General features: G+C 45.6%; 21 protein-coding genes and 1 pseudogene. 13 read left to right on the forward strand and 9 right to left on the reverse strand.

Features of this window, described 5'->3' with window-relative positions:
- Positions 1–217, forward strand: a 217-nt coding sequence (locus CUN67_RS29975) for an ATP-binding protein (protein WP_208719150.1), incomplete at its 5' end; no start/stop codon positions are given.
- Between the two features lie 156 nt (positions 218–373).
- On the opposite strand, the pseudogene CUN67_RS30550 reads toward CUN67_RS29975, so the two are convergent.
- Positions 374–673 (reverse strand): annotated as a pseudogene (locus CUN67_RS30550) (ISL3 family transposase); the annotation flags it as partial.
- Positions 674–1,001: 328 nt separating this feature from the next.
- Here CUN67_RS30550 and CUN67_RS29980 point away from each other — a divergent pair.
- Complete coding sequence (locus CUN67_RS29980) at positions 1,002–1,958, forward strand: AEC family transporter (RefSeq protein WP_208719361.1); 957 nt, start codon at positions 1,002–1,004, stop codon at positions 1,956–1,958.
- 23 nt (positions 1,959–1,981) lie between these two features.
- Here CUN67_RS29980 and CUN67_RS29985 read toward each other — a convergent pair whose 3' ends face one another.
- A complete protein-coding gene (locus tag CUN67_RS29985) occupies positions 1,982–2,692 on the reverse strand; it encodes a FadR/GntR family transcriptional regulator (protein WP_254711469.1) in 711 nt (236 codons plus the stop codon).
- A gap of 458 nt (positions 2,693–3,150) precedes the next feature.
- On the opposite strand from CUN67_RS29985, the gene solA reads away from it, so the two are divergent.
- The 10 genes from solA to CUN67_RS30035 all read left to right on the forward strand — a co-directional run bounded on the left by solA (position 3,151) and on the right by CUN67_RS30035 (position 13,895).
- A complete protein-coding gene (solA, locus tag CUN67_RS29990) occupies positions 3,151–4,341 on the forward strand; it encodes an N-methyl-L-tryptophan oxidase (RefSeq protein ID WP_208719365.1) in 1,191 nt (396 codons plus the stop codon).
- Positions 4,338–5,132 (forward strand): NAD-dependent epimerase/dehydratase family protein, encoded by a 795-nt coding sequence (locus tag CUN67_RS29995; protein ID WP_439332307.1) that lies wholly within the window; start codon positions 4,338–4,340, stop codon positions 5,130–5,132. The genes solA and CUN67_RS29995 overlap by 4 nt, the downstream gene beginning before the upstream one ends.
- Positions 5,133–5,360: 228 nt before the next feature.
- Entirely contained in the window at positions 5,361–7,460 is a 2,100-nt protein-coding gene (locus CUN67_RS30000) for a hydantoinase/oxoprolinase family protein (RefSeq protein ID WP_208719368.1), read from the forward strand.
- Complete coding sequence (locus tag CUN67_RS30005) at positions 7,457–9,094, forward strand: hydantoinase B/oxoprolinase family protein (RefSeq protein WP_208719370.1); 1,638 nt, start codon at positions 7,457–7,459, stop codon at positions 9,092–9,094. The genes CUN67_RS30000 and CUN67_RS30005 overlap by 4 nt, the downstream gene beginning before the upstream one ends.
- A gap of 23 nt (positions 9,095–9,117) precedes the next feature.
- Positions 9,118–10,410 carry an alanine racemase gene (locus CUN67_RS30010; RefSeq protein WP_208719372.1) on the forward strand — a complete coding sequence of 431 codons (1,293 nt, stop codon included), beginning with the start codon at positions 9,118–9,120 and terminating at the stop codon, positions 10,408–10,410.
- An 11-nt stretch (positions 10,411–10,421) separates the two neighbouring features.
- Complete coding sequence (locus CUN67_RS30015; RefSeq protein ID WP_208719374.1) at positions 10,422–10,910, forward strand: RidA family protein; 489 nt, start codon at positions 10,422–10,424, stop codon at positions 10,908–10,910.
- 15 nt (positions 10,911–10,925) lie between these two features.
- The gene (locus CUN67_RS30020; protein WP_208719376.1) at positions 10,926–11,594 is read left to right on the forward strand and encodes an amino acid ABC transporter permease; all 669 of its coding nucleotides are present in this window, start codon (positions 10,926–10,928) and stop codon (positions 11,592–11,594) included.
- Positions 11,595–11,601: 7 nt separating this feature from the next.
- Complete coding sequence (locus tag CUN67_RS30025) at positions 11,602–12,249, forward strand: amino acid ABC transporter permease (protein ID WP_208719378.1); 648 nt, start codon at positions 11,602–11,604, stop codon at positions 12,247–12,249.
- 39 nt (positions 12,250–12,288) lie between these two features.
- On the forward strand, positions 12,289–13,131 hold the full coding sequence (locus CUN67_RS30030) for a transporter substrate-binding domain-containing protein (RefSeq protein ID WP_208719380.1): 843 nt from the start codon (positions 12,289–12,291) through the stop codon (positions 13,129–13,131).
- Between the two features lie 35 nt (positions 13,132–13,166).
- The gene (locus tag CUN67_RS30035; protein ID WP_208719382.1) at positions 13,167–13,895 is read left to right on the forward strand and encodes an amino acid ABC transporter ATP-binding protein; all 729 of its coding nucleotides are present in this window, start codon (positions 13,167–13,169) and stop codon (positions 13,893–13,895) included.
- Between the two features lie 178 nt (positions 13,896–14,073).
- On the opposite strand, the gene CUN67_RS30040 is transcribed toward CUN67_RS30035, so the two are convergent.
- The 6 genes from CUN67_RS30040 to CUN67_RS30065 form a co-directional block, all read right to left on the reverse strand.
- Positions 14,074–14,964, reverse strand: coding sequence for a GGDEF domain-containing protein (locus tag CUN67_RS30040; RefSeq protein ID WP_208719384.1), 891 nt, complete (start codon positions 14,962–14,964; stop codon positions 14,074–14,076).
- 455 nt (positions 14,965–15,419) lie between these two features.
- On the reverse strand, positions 15,420–16,916 hold the full coding sequence (locus tag CUN67_RS30045) for an efflux transporter outer membrane subunit (protein ID WP_208719386.1): 1,497 nt from the start codon (positions 16,914–16,916) through the stop codon (positions 15,420–15,422).
- A 13-nt stretch (positions 16,917–16,929) separates the two neighbouring features.
- Complete coding sequence (locus CUN67_RS30050; protein ID WP_208719388.1) at positions 16,930–18,045, reverse strand: ABC transporter permease; 1,116 nt, start codon at positions 18,043–18,045, stop codon at positions 16,930–16,932.
- 6 nt (positions 18,046–18,051) lie between these two features.
- A complete protein-coding gene (locus CUN67_RS30055) occupies positions 18,052–19,179 on the reverse strand; it encodes an ABC transporter permease (protein WP_208719390.1) in 1,128 nt (375 codons plus the stop codon).
- Positions 19,176–20,948 carry an ATP-binding cassette domain-containing protein gene (locus CUN67_RS30060; RefSeq protein WP_208719393.1) on the reverse strand — a complete coding sequence of 591 codons (1,773 nt, stop codon included), beginning with the start codon at positions 20,946–20,948 and terminating at the stop codon, positions 19,176–19,178. The genes CUN67_RS30055 and CUN67_RS30060 overlap by 4 nt, the downstream gene beginning before the upstream one ends.
- 1 nt (position 20,949) lies before the next feature.
- Positions 20,950–21,963: an HlyD family efflux transporter periplasmic adaptor subunit gene (locus tag CUN67_RS30065; RefSeq protein ID WP_208719394.1), complete on the reverse strand. Its 1,014-nt coding sequence runs from the start codon at positions 21,961–21,963 to the stop codon at positions 20,950–20,952.
- 120 nt (positions 21,964–22,083) lie between these two features.
- Here CUN67_RS30065 and CUN67_RS30070 point away from each other — a divergent pair, with 120 nt between their 5' ends.
- Entirely contained in the window at positions 22,084–22,725 is a 642-nt protein-coding gene (locus CUN67_RS30070; RefSeq protein ID WP_208719396.1) for a TetR/AcrR family transcriptional regulator, read from the forward strand.
- 62 nt (positions 22,726–22,787) lie between these two features.
- Here CUN67_RS30070 and CUN67_RS30075 read toward each other — a convergent pair whose 3' ends face one another.
- Positions 22,788–23,420 carry a TetR/AcrR family transcriptional regulator gene (locus CUN67_RS30075; RefSeq protein WP_208719398.1) on the reverse strand — a complete coding sequence of 211 codons (633 nt, stop codon included), beginning with the start codon at positions 23,418–23,420 and terminating at the stop codon, positions 22,788–22,790.
- Between the last annotated feature and the right edge of the window lie 118 nt (positions 23,421–23,538).

Here is a 23,538-nt window from a genome sequence, read left to right on the forward strand (position 1 = left end):
GCGTTACGAGAAAGCGAGCATCATCCTGACGTCCAACAAGAGCTTCACGGACTGGGGCGAGGTGTTCGGAGATCACGTACTGGCAACGGCGATCCTGGACAGGTTGCTGCATCACTCAACCACAGTGAACATCAAAGGGGAAAGTTACCGTCTTAAAGATAAACGTAAGGCTGGTGCAGTACCAAAACCGGCGGTGAAGGAAGAAGCCGAAGAATAGATGCTAAAAAGCGGACACCGAAAATGGTGAAAACCGGGCAAAACGCGTGCTGAAAAACGGCCAGCCAGTCGTGGTGTTGACAACGTTGACACTTTTTCTCAACTTGCTGAGGAGGAGCTGTTTTCTGACGGCATCAACAGTACTGATTTTCAGTCAGGAGAGCACGAAAGATTCGAACAGCAACTGATAGCGGCTTCCGGGGACAGTTCAGGGAACCGGTAAATCGGGGTACATAATCCATTGCACATCCTCTTCAACCAGCGTAGTGAACTGGCAGGTGTCAAGGTGCCGCCATTAGTGTTTGCGATGGTCATGAACCGTGCAAAGCAGCTGAGCGCTTTTGGCAATAGCGACAACCACAGTGACGGAGCCAGCCTGATCATTAGCGAAAAGAGAATGGAACAGCCAGGAAACAGACGGGTTAAGGATATGGGCATTGAGGGATTTCCCGTCCACGGTAGCGGCCTCTGGTGATGAAAATTATTGCAATATCATGCAGTCAGCCACCACAACAGAGGAAGATCCTTATGTATTCCGTATGAAATGAAATATAAATGAAGGAGAGTCACTATTTTTATGAAAGAATATACAGTCTTAAAAATTAATATAGCAGATAAGAAAATTTAAAATATAAAACATGTAAAGTTGAATATGCCTCACTATTGGATGTGATATTATCTCTTATTGTGTGATAGCATCATATGAAATTGTGATGTTATCAGTTGTGGATATCTCGATGGCTTTCGCTTAGCCTCTATGAACTTCTCTAGGGAGCTAATAGTGAATGATCAACTTAACATCTGTAGTGCATCAGTTATCAGTCTCTGTACCTGTCTTTAGCCTGATTGCTGTTGGATTTTTTTTCAGGAAAATCGACATTTTCCCCCTTGAATACTCCAAATCGCTGACGGGGTTTGTTTTCAATCTGGCGTTGCCAGTATTGATGTTTCGAATGATGTACTCAGCTTCAGGGCAAAACCATATCGAATATGGCTTGCTCGTTGCCTTCTTTGGTAGCTGCTTCATCGTGTTTATGTTGGGTAAATGGATTGCGACCCGCGTTTATGGCCATGACACTGTATCGAGCTCAGTATTTGCTTTGGGTGGAATTTTTTCGAATAACGCCTTTTTAGGTATTCCGGTCGCCAAATCACTTTTAGGTGATGTAGCTCTACCTTATGTTGCAACGATACTGATATTTAACGGATTAATACTTTGGACCCTGGTCACTGTTTCAATTGAATGGGGAAAACAGGGTGTTGGCTCGTTAAAGGGTTTGGGTAAAGTCGTCCTGAACGTCTTCAGAAATCCCCTTATCATTGGCATCTTTGCTGGGTTTGCTATATCCGTACTCAATATCACGATACCCCCGATAGTTGATGAGCCAATTCAACTGATCGGGTCAGCGTGCATCCCCGTTTCTCTTGTTGCCTTAGGCATTAATCTTGCTTCGTACAGATTCAATGAAGGGCTTAAAGAGAGTTCATTGATATGTTTTCTCAAACTGATCATACAACCATTAGTGATATGGGCTCTGGCCATAAGCATAGGACTCCCGGCACTTGAAGCCAAAGTCGCTGTGTTAATGGGATCATTGGCTGTTGGGCTGAATGTCTATCTAATGTCAGAACAGTTTGATGCTCTGAAGGCTGCAACAGCTTCAGGAATGCTGGTTTCAACGGTTGGCTCAGCCTTCACCACACCAATCCTGATTGTCATACTTGACTCGTATTACCGTTGAACCATTAACAGATAACTTGTGCCTTAATTGTCGGATGAGTCAGTTAAGGCGCTGTACTTCATGTGGCTTTTACCCAGGTGGTTTTGCATTGCTTCTCTGGCCTTTTCAACGTCACCCCGGCTTATGGCTTCACATATCTCTTTATGCTCAGATATAGACCTTTCTAAATATTCTCGGGTAATGTGTTGTTCACCTGAATTTTTTGGCAGTGAACGACGTGGTAAAACCGACACGCCAAGGTAGTCAAAAAAAGCTGTAAACGCAGTATTGTTAGTCGCCTCCGCGATGGACCGGTGAAATGTCCAGTCGGACTGCTCTGTTGCTTCACCAGAAGAAAGTACTCTTTCGAATTCCCGGGCTGAATCCCAGATCTTCGCTTCCTGGGCCCAGGATTTACGTGCCGCTGCAAGACCGGCAGCGTAAATTTCTACTGCCATTCGAAACTCAAGAGCATCAAGTCGTGTTGCATTAGCGAAAAAATGTTGTCCTTCAGGAAATGTATCCTCTTTTTTTTCCTCGACGAAATACCCAACTCCATGCTTAGCCCGTAACAGCCCTTCAGCTCGTAAGCTGATAATGGCTTCCCGGATCACTGTTCTGCTAACACCAAACTCGATCGCTAACTGTTTCTCGGTTGGCAACTTTTCACCCGTTTTAAATGCCCCCTCTTCGATACGTTGCCTCACAGCGGCCTCAGTACGCACTTTTAACGTCTCGGTTTTTGGCTGACTCAAGTATGACCTCATGGTTTTGTCACAGGATAGTCAGGTGATCATATCACGTTTTGATGGGTACGAACCACTGGGCGCGATATGAGTTTTAATGTGTATTGCACATATCTCAATATGTTTACATCCATAAAAGGATGAAGGTGACACTACAGGGATCACATTAATTCTAATTAAAATCAATGGAGTGAGTAAATTGTCAATCCGATGTGACATATATGAATATGCTATGATGTCTCATCAAATATATCAGTATATTGATAAGCGGAGTGAGTGAGTCACCCTCATATAAGAGTATGAAATGCGCGTCATACGAGAATCCTATAACGAAGAATGTTGACATAACATGGCAAAAGGTAATATCTCTATCTATAGAAGTTATATCACATGAGTATTTTTGTATAACACTCGGCTGGGTGATTGATCATTCATCAGTACAAAAAAGAAACAAATCGGAGCCTCGCATGACAAATGCGCTAATGACTTTAAGAAAAGAGGTTGTCGTTATCGGCCTGGGCGCTATGGGCGCAGCAGCACTGTACCAGTTGGCAAAATATGGATCAGATGTGCTGGGTATTGATCGCTATACTCCACCGCACTCGATGGGATCCAGTCATGGAGCCAGTCGGGTTACACGAGAGGCTGTTGGAGAGGGCCCGGCTTACGTTCCTCTGGTACGAAGGACACATGCCATTGCCCAGGAACTGGAAGAGAAGTATGGACGGCCGATACTGATTAAGTCAGGAACACTCATTATTGGTTCCCCAATGCAGGGTAATACTCCGTTGCATGGCGCTGATGATTTCCTTGCTGCCAGCATAGAAATGGCAGAAAAGTTCGACATTAAACATGAGCTGCTTGATGCTGCTGAGATAAAGGCGCGCTTTCCTCAGTTCCTTAAAATTAAAGATACTGACAGAGGGTATTTCGAGCCTGACTCCGGTTATTTAATCCCTGAGACACTCATTGATGTACAGCTCAAAGCGGCGGAAGAATACGGTGCAGAGATTCTACTGAATACTTCGGTGGAGAAAGTCACGCAGGTGGGTGAGGAAGTACACATATCTTTTGGTGATACTCTGGTCATTGCCAAAAAAGTGGTTGTGTGTGCAGGAGCATGGACTCGTAAATTACTGGGGGCTCCGTTAGATAAAATACTGACCGTTACGCGACAGACAATTCATTGGTATGCCGCTGACGATTACTCATTATACACACCGGATAAATATCCCGCTTTTATTTGGTTCGTTACTGATAAACTTGAAGACTATTTTACTGGCTTTCCCTGCACCAATCCTGAGGAAGGCGTAAAAATGGTCGCCAGCAGAGATGCACCAGATTTCGATCACGAAGGAATGAACCCGAAAGCAGAGATTGAGGAGTCTGAATATTTCTACAATCGGCATGTCAGAGACAGCATTTTAGGTGTTAAAGAAACCATTAAGAACAATGCAACCTGTATTTATACAAACACGCCAGATAATGGGTTTATTATTGATACCTTGCCCACAATGGATAACGTTGTTGTAGTTTCTGCTTGTTCAGGACATGGATTCAAACATTCGGCAGGTATTGGCGAAGCTGTGGCACAATGGGTCTGCGAAGGTCAGAGCCGGACAGATCTTTCAGCATTCAGTCTGAAACGATTCTTATAAGGAACATGATGATGAAAAATATTCTTCTGACTGGAGCGGCGGGATTGATCGGCAACCAGATGCGTGAACGTCTCGCACAACGTTCAATGCTGTTGCGTACTACAGATGTTAAGGCGATTGATAAACTCTATCCGAATGAAGAGTTTATTCAGGCTGACCTTGGTGAAAAATCTACTGCGGAAAAACTTGTTGGTGGCATTGATGCTATTCTGCACTTTGGCGGTCTTTCTACTGAAGCAGATTTTGAAACGATTTGTCAGGTCAATATCTTAGGGGCACAACGCCTTTATGAAGCTGCCCGGAAAGCCGGTGTAAAACGGATTCTTTTTGCCAGTTCTGTCCATGCTATTGGATTTTACGATCAAACGGAGGTGATCGACAGTCGGGTACCTGTTCGTCCGGATTCTAATTATGGTCTTTCAAAAATATTTACCGAAGGACTTGCCCAGCTCTACTGGGAAAAGTATGGGATCGAGACAGTCAGCGTCCGAATCGGTTCCTGTGAACCTAAGCCTTCTACGCTTCGTCATTTGAAAACGTGGTTATCCTTTGATGATATGTATCAATTGATTGAATGTTCATTGGATGCGACCAGGGTAGGGCATACCATTATTTATGGTGCATCCAATAATAAATCATCATTCTGGGATAATCGTCACGCAGCGCATTTAGGTTATAAACCTAAGGACTCTGCAGATGACTATGCAGCAGAAATTCGTGCCAATAATTCTATTCCTGATATTGATGATGTTGCGTCACAATATCAGGGTGGGATATTTATTGGATTTTAATATGACTCTGGAATCGTAGTCTTCCAGTTTATTACTCTGATTAAATTAGAGAATGATTTTTTTGATGTCATCATTGAAATTATATTTTTTTGATGTGAACAATTTTATTGACTGGATGTTTTACGGTATTAATATTTAAATATTATCACATTGTTAGAGATCATATCATAACGCGCTATTTAACGATCTCAGCTATGGTGGTCTAACGAAGCGAATAGGGTTTCATTTATGATGAAAGATTTAGCGAGAGTTGGGGTCGATATTGGTGGCACGTTTACCGATATTGCTCTGGAGTGGAAGCGGAATCTATATTCCACGAAGGTTCTGACGAATTACACGTCGCCTGAACAAGCAATTATTGATGGTATTGCTCAGGTTATTGCCAAAGCAGGGATTGGACTCAAGGATATAGATTCTATTATTCATGGCACCACTTTGGCTACCAACTCTTTGATTGAACGGCGTGGCGCAAAAACAGCGTTCATCACAACCAAAGGATTCCGTGATGTCATAGAGATGCGTACCGAAAACCGCTTCGAGCTTTATGACCTGAACATTGTTATTCCACCTGCACTGATCCCGCGACATGCCCGTTTTGTGGTAGAAGAACGCGTCAATGCCGCTGGTGAGGTTATCCTTCCGCTTAACGTCGCGGATGTTGAGAATGTTGTAGATGCCATTCTTGCCGAGGGATACGAGAGTATTGCCATTGGATTTATGCACTCATACCTGAATGATCAACACGAGCGTGCTGTACGTGATTACATCCAGTCCCGTGCACCTCAGGTGTCAGTTTCAATTTCGGCAGAAGTGTCACCGCAAATTCGTGAGTTCCAGCGTTTCAATACGGTTTGTGCTAACGCCTACGTCAAACCCTTGATGTCTTCCTACCTGAATCGCCTGGTCGGTCGTTTAAAGTCTGAGGGCGCCACATGCCCGGTCTTCATGATTCATTCGGGTGGCGGAATTATCACGGTAGAAAGTGCGGCAGAGTTTCCTGTTCGTTTACTTGAGTCAGGTCCCGCCGGTGGCGCTATTTTCGCAGCGCATATTGCCGAACGGTATGACCTGAATCGGGTACTTTCCTACGATATGGGAGGAACGACTGCGAAGATCTGCCTTATCGATGACCGTGCACCAAAGACAGCAAAAACTTTTGAAGTTGCCCGTACCTATCGCTTCAAGAAGGGTAGCGGTATGCCTATTTCTATACCGGTTATCGAGATGATAGAAATTGGCGCAGGCGGCGGATCAATTGCTGCGGTCGACAGCATGAGCCAGATTCGTGTTGGTCCGCACAGCGCTGGATCCGAGCCAGGCCCTGCCTGCTATGGCCGGGGAGGGGCAAATCCAACCATTACTGACGCTGACTTAATGCTTGGTCGACTGGACCCACATGGCTTTGCAGGTGGTTCTATCATTCTATCTGAGCAGGCTTCTCATAGCGCTATCGAAGAGCACGTCTCCAGCAAGCTGGGGATTGAAGTAGACACTGCGGCGTTCGGAATTTGTGAAGTTGTCGATGAAAGCATGTCAAACGCTGCGCGTATGCACGCGGTTGAAAATGGCAAAGAGCTTAGTGAATACACCATGATAGCCTTTGGTGGCGCGGCTCCACTACATGCCTCGCGTCTGTGTGAAAAACTTGGCATCAATGAACTCATTATTCCTCCTGGCGCAGGTGTTGGATCTGCGATTGGCTTTCTGCGTGCACCTGTCGCGTTTGAATCGGTAAAAAGTGCCTATATCAAAATCAGTAGTTTCGACAGTGAGAAGGTCAACTCCGTTATTGATGAATTGGTCAGGGAAGCAGGTAAGCACGTATACGAAGCAGACCCTAAAGCCGAGATATCTATGGCTCTCACGGCTTATATCCGCTATGTCGGGCAGGGATGGGAAATCCCGGTGGAATTACCCATCAAAAATTATCAACCTGAAGACGGTTCCTCCATAAAAACTGACTTTGAAGTGGCATACAAACAGTTCTTTGGCCGCGCTATTGATTATCTGGATGTTGAAATTATCAGTTGGTCGTTGCGTGCGAGCTCTGAATTACCTCAAACCACTAAATCAAATTTCACTAAGCAGGCAGTTCCGGTAGTAACGGGTCAATTGCGGAAACTCTTTGATGCCAACCTGGGTGAGTTTGTTCAGGCTACGGTTATCGAGCGGGCAGCATTTACGCCGGGTTCTTTGGTCTCTGGGCCAGCGGTAATTGTTGAGAATGAGACAACTACCATCGTGGCTTCTTCTTATGACGCAATAATGCAGGACGATGGATGCATTCTCGTTCGTGCCAAAAATGTTACAACCGGGAGTGCAAAATGAAGCCAGTACGCGATGCTATTGCAGAAATGCGCATGCAAATTATGTGGAACCGCCTGATTTCCGTTGTTGAAGAACAGGCACTTACACTGGTAAGAACTGCATTCAGTACCAGTGTGCGTGAGGCTGGTGATCTCTCTGCCGGTGTGTTCAATATTGCAGGTGAAATGGTTGCGCAGGCCGTTACTGGCACACCGGGCCATGTTAATGCGATGGGCGAAGCAGTTGGGCATTTTATTCGTGAGATCGGTGAAGACAACATTTTTGAACATGATGTGTATATCACCAATGACCCGTGGAAAGGGACTGGCCATCTACATGATTTCACTTTTGTTAGCCCGGCTTTTCATGAAGGCAAACTGGTTGGCTATTTTGCCTGCACTGCGCATGTTGTCGATGTAGGTGGCCGAGGTTTTGGGCCTGATGCGGCTGAAGTCTATGAAGAGGGAATTTTCATCCCGATCATGAAGTTTGCTGAGCGTGGCGTAGTTAACCAGAACTTGATTAACATTATTAAAAACAATGTACGCGAATCCGATCAGGTTATTGGTGACCTCTATTCTCTGGCGGCCTGTAACGAAATTGGCGAGAAACGATTGAGTGAAATGCTCAATGAATTCGGCATGAAAGATATTGAATCACTCGCTCATTTTATCTTCGAACATTCATATGCCGCGACGATCAATCGACTGCGCGAGCTACCGAAAGGGACGTATAGCAATGCGATGCGTGTGGATGGTTACGATAAACCGGTCGATCTCGTTGTCACCCTGACCGTAGAAGATGATGGCATCACAGCCGATTTCACGGGTACCTCCGGGCCGAGTGGATTGGGTATCAACGTCCCATTAATCTACACCACAGCGTATGCCGCATACGGCATTAAATGCGCATTAGCTCCTGAGATCCCTAATAATGCAGCGTCCCTGCGCCCGTTTAAGGTAAGTGCACCTACTGATTGCATCCTCAATGCACAGCGTCCGGCAGCGGTAGCAGTACGTCATGTACTTGGGCATTTTGTACCCGATACCGTGTTGGGTGCCGTGCACAAAATCGTGCCTGATACTATTCCGGCCGAAGGGGCTGGCGCTCTCTGGAATATACATCTCTCAGCACGCCCGACCGCTCAGCGTGAGCCTGACGATAAAACGCTGTTTCGTGCCGAAATGTTGATGTTCAACAGTGGCGGAAGTGGCGCCCGGCCTCATCTCGATGGTCTGAATGCCACTGCGTTCCCCAGTGGCGTACACAGTATGTCCGTGGAGGCGACAGAACATGTCGGCCCCGTTGTGATTTGGCGCAAGGAACTACGTGACAATTCAGGCGGAGAAGGAAAATTCCGTGGTGGTCTTGGTCAAATCGTTGAGTTCGCGGCGGCACCGGACCATGAGTTCTATTTCAACGCGATGTTTGATCGTGTACAGAATCCAGCACGTGGCCGTAATGGTGGTGCAGATGGACAGGCGGGCAAAGTGTATCTGGATGACGGCACAGTGATGAAAACCAAAGGGCGTCAGTTCGTGCCTAATGGTGCCCGGCTCACCATCGAATTACCGGGGGGAGGGGGCTACGGTAACCCGGAAGAGCGAGAGGATGCACTGTGTGTTGGTGACCGTTTAAATCAATACACGTCTTAATTGCGAAACTGAAAGGGTAACCCATGAAAAATCATATTTTCACACTCTCATCCGGTTTTCGCGGCTTCCCCCCGGGGGCAGAACCTGTCGCTTCAACTGACATCGCCAGTCGTAACTGGTCTCCGGTAACTGGCGAAATGGCGTTACCTTTACTGTCACTGGATTTGCAGACCTTCAATGACAATGTTGATGCCATGATGTCGATAGTGAAAAGCCACGGCGCAAAAATTGCGCCGCATGGCAAGACGCCGATGTCACCCGTTCTGGCAAGGCAGATGGTTGACTCTGGGGCATGGGGTACCTCCGTTGCTGATCTCCGGCAGGCCGAAGTCATGTTGGCAGGAGGTCTGAATAAGATTCTGCTGGCTAACCAGATTGGCGGGCATGCCGCCGTCACCAGATTGGCCGGGCTATTGCGTAAATATCCAAAAGCAGAGCTTTTGCTCTTTGTTGATACGCCAGAGTTCATTGATGCTCTGGAGGAACAGTATGCGCAAGAACCGAGCCTCCCTCCTTTGGGTTTATTAATCGAGATCAGCTGTGGCAGAGGCGGCGTATCCACTGAGGGAGAATTTGCTGCGATGTTGCATCGCATTGACAGCAATAACGATGAACGCCTTACATTACAGGGTATTGCCTTCTATGAGGGTACCTGTATGAAAGAAGATATTCATGAGACCGAAGAAAATCTGAAAAAATTGTTTGAACGCGTTGATAAATCTTTATTTCTTCTAAAGGAAGTATTTGGCGATCAGGAGAATGTGATTATTAGCGCGGGGGGGTCATCATTATTTGATTACGTGATTGAATATTTCACCCGTGCACGCGAGAAGTATCCCACTATCCAATTATTGCTGCGTAGTGGCGCATGCTTCTTTAGCGATAATGGCAACATCCGTGCACGGTTAGGACGCATAGCCGGTAGAGGGAAACTTGGTAAAGAATCAAGCATGATAATTGCGAGTTTTTTTAAACCAACATTACGGCTATGGGCAGAAGTGATATCCAGAAATGGTGAAAGCATAGCGATTTGCGGCTTAGGCATGCGTGATAGTTCGATCGATCAGGGGGTGCCGATTCCGCTTGCATTATGGCGGGGAGGAAATAAAGTCGCCGATATAATGGATAAAAGCCAGACGGTTAAATTGAATGACCAGCATGCTTTTATCGACATTCATGAAGAAGAATTTCGTGTGGGTGACGTCATAGAATTTGGCATCCGACATCCTTGTACCTGCATTGACAAACACGACATTATTTATGGTCTGAATCAAAACGTCACGGTTACCGCCGCTTATAAGACATTTTTCGGATAACGGAGAATAAAATGGACAAGATCGTAAAGCGGCTCAATGAGCTAAGCATTACTTTGCCTAAAATCAGTCAGCCAGTTAATAGTTATGTTTCAACGAAAAAGTCCGGAAATATTATCTATGTGTCGGGGCAAGTTCCTCGCTGGAACGGTGATGACTTATACGTTGGAAAAGTTGGTGATGTTATTGATATCGATTCAGCCTATGAGGCCGCTAAAATTTGCGCAATGAATATTATTGCTCAATTAAATAGCGCTCTGGATGGAAATTTAAGTCGGGTGAAAAGCTGTGTCCGGTTACGGGGCTTTGTGAATTCAGTCAGTGAATTCAAACAACATCCCCAGGTTATCAATGGCGCTTCTGATTTTATTGTAGAAGTATTCGGTGATGACGGCCGGCATGCCAGAACGGCAATTGGTGTAGGCTCACTACCTCATAATTTTTCAGTTGAAGTAGATGCAGAATTTGAGCTTCATGAAGAATTTCCCGGGGCACACGGATAACGGAAGGCCGAGCAGATGCAATATACATTTGACTATTCGGTAGTTTTTGATTCCTGGCAGCTTTTGCTTAAAGGTGCCTGGGCTACTGTTGAGCTTTCTTTCATCTCAGGAATCTTTTCTCTGATGTTGGGCATCGTATTGATGATCTTTCGTCGCGGGGAAGTGAAAATATTGAATATTGTATCTAAGGCATTAATTGAAATCGTCAGGAATACGCCTTTTCTCGTGCAATTATTCTTTGTTTTTTTTGGACTACCATTAATTGGCTTGAAGTTTACCGTGACAGCCGCTGCGATTACTGCACTTACGCTTAATACAGCCTGTTATATCGCTGAAACTATGCGTGGTGGAGTAAACTCTTTGCCTAAGGGACTGGTTGAGGCAGGAAAAGCACTGGGTATGAATAATTTCAGAATCTTTGTTGATATTATTTTAAAACCAGCATTGCGCTCTGTCTATCCGGCACTCAGTAGTCAGTTTATTTTATTGCTTTTGACTTCAAGTGTAGTGGCCTCTATCTCTGCGAACGAGCTAACGTATACTGCACAAGTGATTGAATCAAACTCATTCAGGAGCTTTGAAGTTTATACTGTGGTGACTGGGATTTATTTTGTTTTGGCTTTGGGGTTGTCGCTGACTTTAAAACTCTTTGGGCGTATATATTTTTCCTATCCTAATAAGTGAGCATGTGATGGTCAGAAGTTTAGGGTTCAATGACATTTTATTCCTGTTTGAAGGATTAAAATGGACGGTGTATCTGTCGCTGATTGCCTTTGTTTGCGGTTCGTTAGCGGGACTGATTATTGCGCTAATGCGTGTCAGTAAATTCAAATCAATTTGGCTCCCGGCGTGGGGATATATTGAGATTTTTCAGAATACACCATTGTTAATGCAATTGTTTATGGTGTATTACGGCGTCGCACTGTTTAACTGGGACATTAGCGCCTGGGTTGCTGCTGCGATAGGCTTGACACTTCATGCCAGTGCTTATCTGGCTGAAATCTGGCGTGGCTGTATTCAGGTTATACCTCGCGGGCAGGATGAAGCGGCTCAGTCTCTTGGTATTTCTTTCTTTCACCGGATGAAAGATGTGATCTTGCCACAAGCGTTTAAGATTTCATTGCCAGCAACCGTTGGCTTTATGGTCGGACTTATAAAATCTACGTCACTAACCGCAATTATTGGTTTTACCGAACTTACGCGTTCGGGGCAGGTGCTCTCCAATAATATATATCAACCATTAATGGTATACAGCATGGTCGGAGCGGTTTACTTTCTGCTTTGCTGGCCACTATCTCACTGGAGTTCAACGCTCGAGCGTAAGATGCAACACAACTGAAAAGCACAATAAATCTTCACTCAATTATCAGGAGTCACTATGAAAAGTCATCGCTTTTGGTGTGCCCTATCTGCATTTATTAGGACGGGGAAAGTATTTTTAATCTTTATGTTATTCTTTTCTCAGTTTAGTCATTCAGCTTTCGCTGATACGCTGGATAATATTAAATCAAAAGGAAGTATGACATTTGGTATTGTTACAGACCAACCTCCTTATGGATTTATTAATGAAAAAGGACAGAATGACGGCTACGATATTGAAATAGCCAGAATGATGGCAAAAGAATTAGGTGTGACGCCTAAATTCGTCCCTATCACTGCCTCAAACCGTATCCCATTACTGTTAACAGGCAAAGTTGATATGCTTATTTGCGTATTGGGTATGTATCCAGACCGCGCTAAGGTTATTCAATACCTGAAACCTTATGCTGCTTCGGCTGTAGAGCTGTATGCGGCGAAAGGCACAAATGTGAAGTCTCTGGCCGAACTGGCTGGGCATAATGTTGCAGTGGCGCGAGGAAGCTCAGTAGACAAGATGCTCACTTCCAGTGCACCTGCAGGCACTAACATTCAACGTTTCGATGATGATTCATCAGCAATTCAATCCCTTGTTTCCGGGCAGAGCGACGTGTTGGCAGGTTATAGCAACTATTTCCTGCCTCTTCAGAAAGCCAGCCCGAACAAATTTGAAAGTAAAGCAACTCTTGAAGTGGAGTACCTTGGTATTGCCGTGCGTCCTAATCAGAAAGCCTATACCGATTGGGCGAATAATTTCCTGGATAAAAATCAAACTCAGATTCTTGCCAATTACAAAAAATGGTTTGGCATTGATCGCCCGGCATTACCGGCCGAATTACCAGGAATCCCATTCTCAGTAAAATAATGCATTAAAAGTATGAGGGTATTATGGAAAGAACCATGATCGAGTTGCACAATGTAAATAAATGGTATGATAAACATCATGTTCTTAAAGATGTGAACCTTACTATAAATCGAGGGGAACATATCGTTCTGTGTGGGCCATCAGGTTCCGGCAAGTCTACCCTCATACGCTGTATTAACCACCTTGAACAGATTCAGCAGGGTGATATCATTGTTAATGGCGTAAAAATGGGTTTAAACGGTAAAAATGTTGATAATATTCGGCGTGATGTTGGAATGGTTTTTCAACAATTCAATTTGTTCCCTCATCTTACCGTTTTGGAAAATTGCATGCTTGCACCCTTAAGAGTTAAAAGCATGCTGAAATCTGAAGCACGTGATACGGCCATGAAATTTCTCAAGCGGGTTCATATTGATAATCACGCTCACAAGTATCCTGCTCAGTTATCAGGCGGGCAACAACAGCGAGTGGCAATCGCACGTGCATTATGCATGGGACCGCAGATTATGTTATTTGATGAACCAACCTCGGCCCTTGACCCTGAAATGGTTAAAGAAGTACTTGATACAATGATTTCCCTTGCTGAAGATGGCATCACAATGATTTGTGTTACCCATGAAATGGGCTTTGCAAAAGCTGTTGCCCATCGCGTCATCTTCATGGATGGTGGTCAAATTCTGGAAAGCGCGCCTCCTCAGAGATTTTTTTCCGCTCCCCAGCACCAGCGTGCGCAGTCATTTCTGGGGCAGATACTGGCTCATTAAATCTATCCACAAGAGCCTTAACGGTACATAGACAGGGCACGGGATATGCCCTGCCTGGAAGCGTCCTGGTATGATCTCAGTCATATTGATAACTTGTACAACATGCTAATCTGAATAGTTATTTTTTATAACTAAGAACAGAGGGAAAATATTTTCCTGCTTAATCGCTACTGTTCTTTTATTCAGGTGAATAGGTTATTCTATTTTTACCGTTTCTTTTCGATTCATATAATGCGGAGTCTGCTGCTGTTATTGCGAATGATGAGGTATGCTCCGCTCTTTTTTTTGCTACACCGATGCTGGTAGTCACCGGGACATCATGTATTGATATTGTTGATAAAGAGATTTTAATGTTTTCAATAATATTTGTCAGGTTTTCATTCCCGGTAATAATTGCCGAAAACTCTTCTCCACCAGAGCGTGCGATAAATGTATTCTCATTGATAAAGTGACTGAGAGCATCTCCTATTTTCCTGAGAACCTTATCACCTATGTCATGATCATAGGTGTCATTGATTTTCTTGAAGTCATCAATGTCCAGGATGCAAATTAAGCCATCAACTTGCTCTATCTCCCTTAACTTTATATTCATGTGTCTGCGGTTAGGCAATTGCGTAAGCTCATCTGTCAGTGACAAATAAACCGCAGATTTATATTTATCATTAACGAAAAAAACAAAGTTATTAAAGGAGTACATAATAAGAGAAATTGCTGGGATGTAGAGAAAAGCGGAAAGAAGCGCTGTCACATCTCTGTCAAATATCTTCAGTCCGCCAGCCATTGAAGCCAGAGAAGAATTAAGGAGCAGAAATAGCCCAATCCTGAAAGCAGCGAAATTCTTTGCCTGCGATTTTATATGGAAGGATTTTCTTATAAATCCTGCAAGCATTATGACCGTGATAAGGTTTAGCGAGAAATATATGTTTATATTGGATGGTCCACGCTCAAATATAGAAGTTAATATGATTATCGAAGCTGTTATAAAGGTGTAAAGGATTATCATTCTGTAAAGTAAACCCCTGGGACTTTCTGCTTCATGAATCAGTTTGCTGTGTAGCTTTAATGGCATGTTATCTACCTTTAATAATTTTTTCTTCCTTATTTTATTATGTCGCAAGTGATTAAAAAAGAGTCGTTATAGAAAGATCTGTCTGAAATATTCTCAGTCCACCATAACTTACTGTAGCTCTCTGAAAACATTATTTTTTGTGAAAAGGGAGAGGGAGGGGAGGGCTATAAAGGTCTCGATTTTTTATAAATACATTTCAAGCTAATTATATTAAAACCAATAATTTGCTGATGAATGGATGGTTGAACAGACTGCAATATAGTGACTTGTTTAAAAATTGACAAATATAAACACGACAAAGATGTATTTTCCTCATGGTTATTGTATTGAAATTGTTTCATTCAGGTAATGCATATGTTATGTGGCTGGTTGTTATTGCCAGCCACATAAATATATGACGATTACATTTCTGATAAAAATTATTATTATCAATGCATTGGAGATGTTTTATCGGTTCAGTGTGGGTAATTGCCGACGGAACGATTTACTGCAGCCCATGAGGTTTTCAAATCACGCTGGCTTGTTGCCAGCGACTGGCGTGCCTGAATAAAACTTCGCTGACTGTCGAGCACGTTAATAAAGCTGGTTAACCCACCATCATAACGAGCCTGGATCAGGGAGAATGCATCCTTCGCACTCTGTTCACGTTGCTCCTGTTCCACCAGTTTTTGTTGAGCTGCGGAATATTGACTTAGTGCATCATCAATTTCCTGCCAGGCTTTCAGCACGGTCTTATGATAATCAACAGCAGCCTGCTGTTGATCGATTTCACGCAAGACCACGGTTGCTTTACGTCGACCACGGTCGAATAACGGCAGATTCAGGCTAGGGCCAACCGACCAGGTCCGGTCTCCCCATTCTGTAAAGTTATTTGCGCTATAGGAATCAAAACCGAAATGAGCACCTAGCGTGATGCTGGGGTATAGCTCCGCTTGTGCCACACCAATTCTCGCGGTGGCAGCATGCAGACGCGCCTCTGCGGCACGGATGTCAGGGCGCAATAACGCGACTTCAGATGGGATACCCAGGTTCAGAGGCGGCAGTGTGGTTTTATTCATTGAATCCGGCTTAAATGCCAACTGCTGTTGTAATGCTCCGGGATGCTCACCTAAAAGTAACAACAACTGGTTCATGGCGACTCCTTCCTGCTGTCGTAGTCCTATCAGGTTGGCACGAGTGGCAGATAATTCGCTTTGCTGTCTTTCAACGTCGCTATGATCAAGTTCACCACCTTCTGTTTGTGCCCGGATCAGCGACAGACGCTCATTCATCGCTTTTACATCTTCTTCTGCCAGGTAAATTTGCTGCTGTACTCCTCTGAGATTGTAATAATTATTCACCACATCCCCAATAATGCTAAGTCTGGCAAGATCCAGCATGGCCCCTTGTGCAGAGACATCGGCATCAGATGCTTCAACCGCCCGGCGAACATGTCCCCACAGATCGATCTCCCATGAGAAATCCAGACCGGTCTGATACCAGTTATAAGGAGCAGTCATTAAATCCATCAGCTGATCCGGCTGCGCAATTGCTTCTTTCAGCGCTCTGGTTGATGGGCTATTTTGACTGACTTGTTCACGCGTTACTTTGGCAGTGGCATTGATATCCGGGGTTTGTGATGATGCCGTAACGCGGTACTGCGCACGGGCACTGGCAAAGCGTAAAGTGGCGGTTTTAAGATCTGGACTTGCTGAAAGAGCACGGTGAATGAGTTCGTTAAGAACGGGATCGTTGTAACGCTTCCACCACTGATTATCGGTTAGTACACTTGCACTGCCCAGTTTATGCAGTGACGTATCACCGCTACGCCAGGTTGACCAGTCAGCTGGTGAATCTCCTTTTTGTTTTTTATAGTCGGGACCCATAGTGCAGCCGCTGAGTACAAGGCATGCAATTAATGCCACCAAAGCAGGTAGTTTATTATCTGTTAAATATGAAAAATGGTGCTTCATCGGGTTACCTGTATCAGTAAAGGCGGTTACGAAACAGCCATGCTGATAACGGAAGCGTGATTGCAGCCATTACCAGCATGGGTATGAAATCAAAGGCAATATCAGAGAATCCGGCGCCTTCCAGATAGACTCGCCGTACCAGGTCGATAGCGAATCGTAAGGGATTGGCATAGGTCAGGGTATTGAGAATGTCTGGCATGGTCTGAACCGGCGTGAGCAACCCGGACAGCAACATTAACGGCATCATTAACAGGAAGGTATAAAGCATTGCCTGCTGCATGTTGATGGAGACAGCAGATATCGACAATCCGATCCCGACTGCGGCAATGTTAAAAAAGGATAATCCAAGATACAGCAAGGGTATCGAACCATTCATCGGGATCTGGAACCAGAGCAGAATAATCAGCAGGATAATGGTCGATTGAATTAGTCCAACCATAATGGAAGGCAATGCCTTACCAATCAGTAACTGCATTGGCGTAAAAGGTGTCACGAGCAATTGATCAAAAGTACCTTGCTCGCGCTCCCGTGCAACCGACAGCGCTGAGAGTAATAAGGTTTGCATCATGCTCAGCGCTGCGATCAGCGTGGGCATCAGTCCCCAGCGGGATTCCAGGTTAGGGTTATACCACGCACGCGTTTCAATGGAGATAGCGGGTGTAATCCCTGTCTGGCGCTGATTAAAATCGGCCACCACTGCACTTATATAACCGGCGGCAACACCGGCAGTTGAGGAATTGCGACCATCAAGAATTACCTGAAGGGGAGAGGGGGCACCATTATTGAGTTTGTTCTCAAAATCTGCGGGAAATGTCAGGACCAGTAATGCCTTTCCCGTTAATACCACATCCGGGATCTGCGCTGCTGATGTCAGTGTTGCTGTACGATTAAACACGCCGGTACCATCAAGATGAGTCAGCAGCTCCGTTGATGCTCCTCCACGGCTCTGGTCTAGTACCGCATAGTCCACATGGTTAACATCATAGGTGGCGGCATAGCCGAAAAGGAGTGCCTGTAATAAAGCGGGAACCAGTAATATCGCCCTGTTTGCTGGTTCTTTCAGGATGGTGAGTATTTCTTTTTTGATTAAAAAGCTGATATGACGCAGCCAGATAGTAAAACTATTCATCCGCCATTACCTCAGTCGCTTGCGAAGAGAAATGCGTGAGGCATTAATCAGAACAAAGGCATAAAGTGACAAAATTCCGCACTCTTTGAAGAACATCTTCCAGTCATCGCCACCCAGGAATAACGTTTTAATAAGAGACATAAAATGTGTAGCGGGCAGAATCTGGCTAATCACCTGGACGACAACGGGCAGATTACGGATATCAAAGACAAATCCGGAGAGCATCATGGCAGGCATAAAGCTCGCAATCAGTGCGATCTGGCTTGCAAGGAATTGCCCCGGCGCAAAGCCAGAGATAGTTAGTCCAAGCCCCAGGGAAACCAGCAGGTAGAGATGGGAAGAAAGAAGAATTGCCCACAGTGACCCCCGTATTGGCACCTCGAACAGAAAATGAGAAGCCAGTATGCAAAACACCAGGTCTATGGAGCCAAGCACCATATAGGGAGTGAGTTTTGCCAACACTAATTCAAGTGGACGGACGGGAGTGACAAAGAGTGCTTCTAATGTGCCTCGTTCGCGTTCCCGCGCGATCAGCAACCCGGTCAAAAATGCCCCGATCAATGTCAGAATCAAAACTATCAGACCGGGTACGATAAACCAGGTGCTATTACTGGATTCGTTAAACCACATCCGTTGCTCAATCATAACGCTGCCCCGGGAAGTCTGGCTACTGCCACCGTTACCGGTTACAGAAGTCTGTGAGGCCAGCGCGCCGGTGACGTAACTCTGTGCTGAAGTGGCAACACTGGTCGACGCACCATTCACAATAAGCTGAAGTTGCGCATTACCTGTTGTAAGACGTTGAGCAAAGTCAGAAGGAATACGCAAAATGGCATCTGTTTCCCCCTTTCGCAGTGCGCTTTGAGCAGAATCAAAACTCGTATATTCATGAACAGAAAGGTAACGGCTTCCCTGAAGTGCAGTAATAATTTGTCGAGACTGCGTCGTGTTCTGTTCTTGTACCACTCCGATGCGGGCATTCGATAAATCGAACGAGAGGCCATAACCAAACAGCAGTATCAACACGACTGGCAGGAGTAGACCTACGGCAAGATTGCTCTTGTCCCGGAGTAGTTGGCGAGTTTCCTTGCGGGTCAGTGATATCAGTCGGCTCAGGAAAGCAGAGGTTTTCATATTTTGACCTCGGCCTGATGTCCCTGCGCGCGCGCGTTTTCAACAATCGCAATAAACGCGGTATTCATATCAGCCGCATTTTCCAGACCAGCTTGCTGACGTACTTCGTGCGGTGTACCCAGTGCCAGCATTTTCCCTGCGTCCTGAATGGCTATCCGATCACAGTACTCAGCTTCCTCCATAAAGTGGGTGGTCACGATGACGGTGATACCATTGTTAGCCAGTTCACCAATGGTGTACCAGAATGATCGGCGTGCCAGCGGATCGATACCACTGGTTGGCTCATCTAAAAAAACGATTTCAGGTTCATGCAGCAGAGCGGCTGCCATTGATAAACGCTGCTTAAATCCTCCGGGCAATTCCCCGCTAATCGCATTTGGCTCCAGATTGAACTGGTTAAGCGAAGCGTCAATTCGTTGTGCCAGATGTTTACTGGACAGACCGTAAGCACCGCCAAAAAAAGTCAAATTCTCACGTACTGTCAGGTTGCTGTATAAAGCGAACTTTTGTGAGACATAGCCAATTTTCGCTCGAGCTTTGGCCCGCGCCGTTCGCAGGTTCATCCCTGCCACTTCAAGATTTCCGCTGGTTGCAGGTAGCAGACCGCAGAGCATTCTGAATGTGGTGGTTTTACCTGCACCATTTGGCCCCAGAAGACCAAATATTTCCCCACGATTGACCTGAAATGAGGTACTGGCTACAGCGGTAAAATCGCCAAATTTTCTTACCAGGTCACGAACGACGATGACCGGCTCCTCTGCCACGTTCCTGTTTTGCTGGTGTGCTACCTTGTCGGACTTCACCGGTTCGGATGAAGTCTGTTCATTCTGATATTGTGCCTGGTGGAGCAAAACCATAAAGCCGTCTTCAAGTTCAGCAGGCCGCCGTGAAGATGTAAGGTGGCCGGGAAGTGAATCCTCATCCGCAGATCGACAGATAAAACGAACGGCATTACCTTTCGGGACGGCATCAATTATCTGTTCACGATTTTCAAGGAGTTGTGCCTGTAAACTTCGCGCTTTCATGTTTCCCGCGGGCGTTGCCTGCCATGTCCGGCCATCGGCATTTTTACGTAATTCAGCGGGTGTTCCCTGCGCCAGAATCTGTCCCTGGTACATAACGTAAATCTGCGCACATCGTTCAGCTTCATCCATATATGCCGTACTGATAATCACGCTCAGCTTTTCATCCTGGACCAGCTGCTCGATAATTTTCCACAAATCACGACGTGACAAGGGATCAACCCCCACACTGGGTTCATCAAGCAGCAATAAGTCGGGGGAACGAACCAGGGTACATGCCAGCCCGAGCTTTTGCTTCATGCCCCCAGACAGTTTCCCCGCCGGTCTGGTGGTAAATCTTGAGAGATCGGTTATAGACAATAGCCTTTCGAAGCGATCACGCCGTGTTTGTTGATCGACACCATGCAGATCGGCATAGAGTTCCAGGTTTTCCTGAACACTCAGGTCTTCATACAATCCAAAACGCTGTGGCATATAACTGATACGGTTTTGTATCGCCTGTGGATCAACACAAACATCCGTCCCAAGCACCTCGAGGGTGCCTGAAGAAGGGGAATAAAGGCCGGCAATCATTCGCTGCAGCGTTGTCTTTCCGGCTCCATCAGGACCAACCAGGGCCGTCAATTCTCCTGCCCGAATATTCATGTTCAGGCTGTCCAGAGCATGGATTACTGGCGTTGATTTACCAGCGGACGCGAAGGTCTTGACGAGATCCCGGGCAATAACGACGTCACGTTCAGCAGCCATGTTATTTTCCACTGTTCACGGAAGGAGTTTGAATGGTGACTGTGGCGGGTTGTCCCATGCGAAGAACGTTATCCGGGTCGTTGACGATGATGCGCATTTCATAGACCAGGTTGGTTCTGAGTTCTTCGGTCTGGACTGATTTTGGCGTAAATTCGGCAACGGAAGATATATAGCCGATTTTGCCGGACACCGGTTTGTCTGGGAATGAATCGGTAGTGACACTCGCGTTCATTCCAGATTTTACGCGGCCCAGATCGCTTTCACTGACCCAGACACGCACCCATTTCGGATCACTGATCGCCAGGGTATAAACAGCTTTTTGCGCACTGGTCATATCACCTGGCTCCTGAAGCCTTGCTCTTACCAACGCATTTACCGGGGCGCGTAATTCCGTTTGAGAAATCCGGTATTGCAGTAATTCAAGGTCAGCTTCAAGTGCTTTGACTTGTGCGACTGTCGCTTCGCGTTGTTCTGTCCGAACGCCTTTTAACATGAGTTCAAGACTTGCCCGGCGCTCATTAACACTGGCCTGAGCCATGCTAAAGTTGTTTTTTGTCGTATCCAGCTCCTGCTGGCTGATTCCCTTTCCTTTTGTATTCAATGATATATGTTGAATTCGGGTAAGGTCTGCTTTTGCTTTCGTCTGTTGCGCGAGCGCAGATGCCAATTGAGCTTTTGCCTGCATAATTTCTTCGGGACGAGCACCTGACTGTTGCTCCCGAACGGTTTGTTTCTCGGCATCCAGACGAGCCTGAGCTTGCTTTAACTGGATCTGGAGTGCCTGACTATCAAGCCTGGCAACAATCTGACCTGCAGAAATTTTATCGCCTTCATCCACGGATAATGTGCTGATCCTGCCGCTCTCCTCGAATGCCAGAGATACCTGACGGATATCCACGTTACCTTGTAATGTCAGTTGATTCCTGTCACCGCCGTGTCGATTACTTAGCCAGACAGCAACGATTACTGCTGCAAGGACAATAAGCACCAAGCCTGCTATCACTTTTTTATTCATTTTTAACCACTTTCTTCTGCTGAAACCGTCATTACGTCCTTAGTTAAAATTTAATTTAAACTTTATTTATGCAATAATAAAGGCATTCACAGAAAAAAATTTTTACAACTGGATTTATTTATGAGCCGAGCGCGTCGAAGTGATGGTGATGTAACACGGGAAAAGATCCTGGAAGCTGCCGGGGAACTGATTGCTGAACAAGGACTTGCAAAAACAACAAACAAAGCTATATCCATTGCTGCGCAAGTTGATTTAGCCGCCATTAACTACCATTTCGGTGGTCGTGACGGTCTGTATCTCGCCGTTCTTTCGTATGCACATCGGCACTATCTGGATGGGAAAAAACTGGCCGATTTGGCAGAGAGTGCTCTTCAACCTGAAGAAAAGTTAGGGCTGTTTCTCGAAACATTTATCTCAAAACTGAATGAGGGCAATGGCTGGCATGGTCGGGTAATCGCAAGAGAAATGCTGGCACCCTCAGTGCAACTGTTAGATTTCATGAACAGCGAAGGGATTGGAAAAATACAATCTGTTCGAAAGATTATCAGTGAAGTATCGGGTATCAGTGAAGATGATCCAGCATTGTTACCCTGCATGCTGAGTGTTGTCGCTCCCTGCATGATGCTAATGGTTGCCGGCAACCGAATCCCGGGTCCGGTAAGAGAGGTTGCGGCTATGCAGACTCAAATACTGACCGAACATTTTAAACGGTTTTCCCTGGCAGGATTGCAGGCAACCAGAGATTACCACCGTAATAAATGATTTCTTTGGATCCAATTTGTGCAACGCGTAAACATTGTATCTTCAAATTTTGTGTTATATCGCTATCGTAGCCTATGTGCCGCGCGTTCCAGATAACTGAAACACAAAACCTCTAGCTGACTGCTCCAGGTCCGCAACATTGTGGGGGTAGCTCCACCTTCAATCATAAACGTTGTCGGACCAACCATCACTGCCATTAAAAGATAGGCCACACTGGGCAAGTCCTCGAAGTGCACATCTGAAGCCGTCTTTAATGCGGTGGTCAATATAGAAAGACCACGTTCCTCACTTTTTACTGACAACTCATGTGCATCCAGTTGGCGCGATACTAAATACAGGGCGCGTGATTCATCAATGCGCTCGATTTTTGCCTGCACAAAAGCGCCCACAACTGTTGAAACGATGTCCGCAAGGGGCCTCCCGTGAACAGATTCTGCAGCCCGGCTCACCTGAATTGCAACTTCCTGCACGTGACGTTCGACAACAGCAAAAAGCAGTGCCTGTTTGTTTGGATAATACTGATACAACGTACCTACCGATGTACCTGCGCGTTCTGCCACCCGGATAGTGGTGAGACGTTGTGGACCTTCCGTAAGTAAAACCTGAATAGTTGCCTCGAAAATAGCATCGACAGTTGCTTGTGATCGGGCCTGGCGTGGCTTTTTACGTGGGGTCAGGTTTACATTTCCGCTCATAGCTATATGCGAATATCAAACGTGAAGGAACTAACATACTATAACTGAACATGTGATCAATCAATAAAACTTTATGGATTGCGATTATTAATCTTAACGGCGAATCCAGAAAAATAAT

This window comes from Pantoea cypripedii (assembly GCF_011395035.1).
GTDB lineage: Bacteria > Pseudomonadota > Gammaproteobacteria > Enterobacterales > Enterobacteriaceae > Pantoea > Pantoea cypripedii_A.

Bases quoted from the DNA above. Each gene is read 5' to 3' on its own strand.
- CUN67_RS29980 (WP_208719361.1), top strand. From the start codon at position 1,002: ATGATCAACTTAACATCTGTAGTGCATCAGTTATCAGTCTCTGTACCT.
- solA (WP_208719365.1), top strand. From the start codon at position 3,151: ATGACAAATGCGCTAATGACTTTAAGAAAAGAGGTTGTCGTTATCGGC.
- CUN67_RS30000 (WP_208719368.1), top strand. From the start codon at position 5,361: ATGATGAAAGATTTAGCGAGAGTTGGGGTCGATATTGGTGGCACGTTT.
- CUN67_RS30005 (WP_208719370.1), top strand. From the start codon at position 7,457: ATGAAGCCAGTACGCGATGCTATTGCAGAAATGCGCATGCAAATTATG.
- CUN67_RS30010 (WP_208719372.1), top strand. From the start codon at position 9,118: ATGAAAAATCATATTTTCACACTCTCATCCGGTTTTCGCGGCTTCCCC.
- CUN67_RS30015 (WP_208719374.1), top strand. From the start codon at position 10,422: ATGGACAAGATCGTAAAGCGGCTCAATGAGCTAAGCATTACTTTGCCT.
- CUN67_RS30020 (WP_208719376.1), top strand. From the start codon at position 10,926: ATGCAATATACATTTGACTATTCGGTAGTTTTTGATTCCTGGCAGCTT.
- CUN67_RS30025 (WP_208719378.1), top strand. From the start codon at position 11,602: ATGGTCAGAAGTTTAGGGTTCAATGACATTTTATTCCTGTTTGAAGGA.
- CUN67_RS30030 (WP_208719380.1), top strand. From the start codon at position 12,289: ATGAAAAGTCATCGCTTTTGGTGTGCCCTATCTGCATTTATTAGGACG.
- CUN67_RS30035 (WP_208719382.1), top strand. From the start codon at position 13,167: ATGATCGAGTTGCACAATGTAAATAAATGGTATGATAAACATCATGTT.
- CUN67_RS30040 (WP_208719384.1), bottom strand. From the start codon at position 14,964: ATGCCATTAAAGCTACACAGCAAACTGATTCATGAAGCAGAAAGTCCC.
- CUN67_RS30045 (WP_208719386.1), bottom strand. From the start codon at position 16,916: ATGAAGCACCATTTTTCATATTTAACAGATAATAAACTACCTGCTTTG.
- CUN67_RS30050 (WP_208719388.1), bottom strand. From the start codon at position 18,045: ATGAATAGTTTTACTATCTGGCTGCGTCATATCAGCTTTTTAATCAAA.
- CUN67_RS30055 (WP_208719390.1), bottom strand. From the start codon at position 19,179: ATGAAAACCTCTGCTTTCCTGAGCCGACTGATATCACTGACCCGCAAG.
- CUN67_RS30060 (WP_208719393.1), bottom strand. From the start codon at position 20,948: ATGGCTGCTGAACGTGACGTCGTTATTGCCCGGGATCTCGTCAAGACC.
- CUN67_RS30065 (WP_208719394.1), bottom strand. From the start codon at position 21,963: ATGAATAAAAAAGTGATAGCAGGCTTGGTGCTTATTGTCCTTGCAGCA.
- CUN67_RS30070 (WP_208719396.1), top strand. From the start codon at position 22,084: ATGAGCCGAGCGCGTCGAAGTGATGGTGATGTAACACGGGAAAAGATC.
- CUN67_RS30075 (WP_208719398.1), bottom strand. From the start codon at position 23,420: ATGAGCGGAAATGTAAACCTGACCCCACGTAAAAAGCCACGCCAGGCC.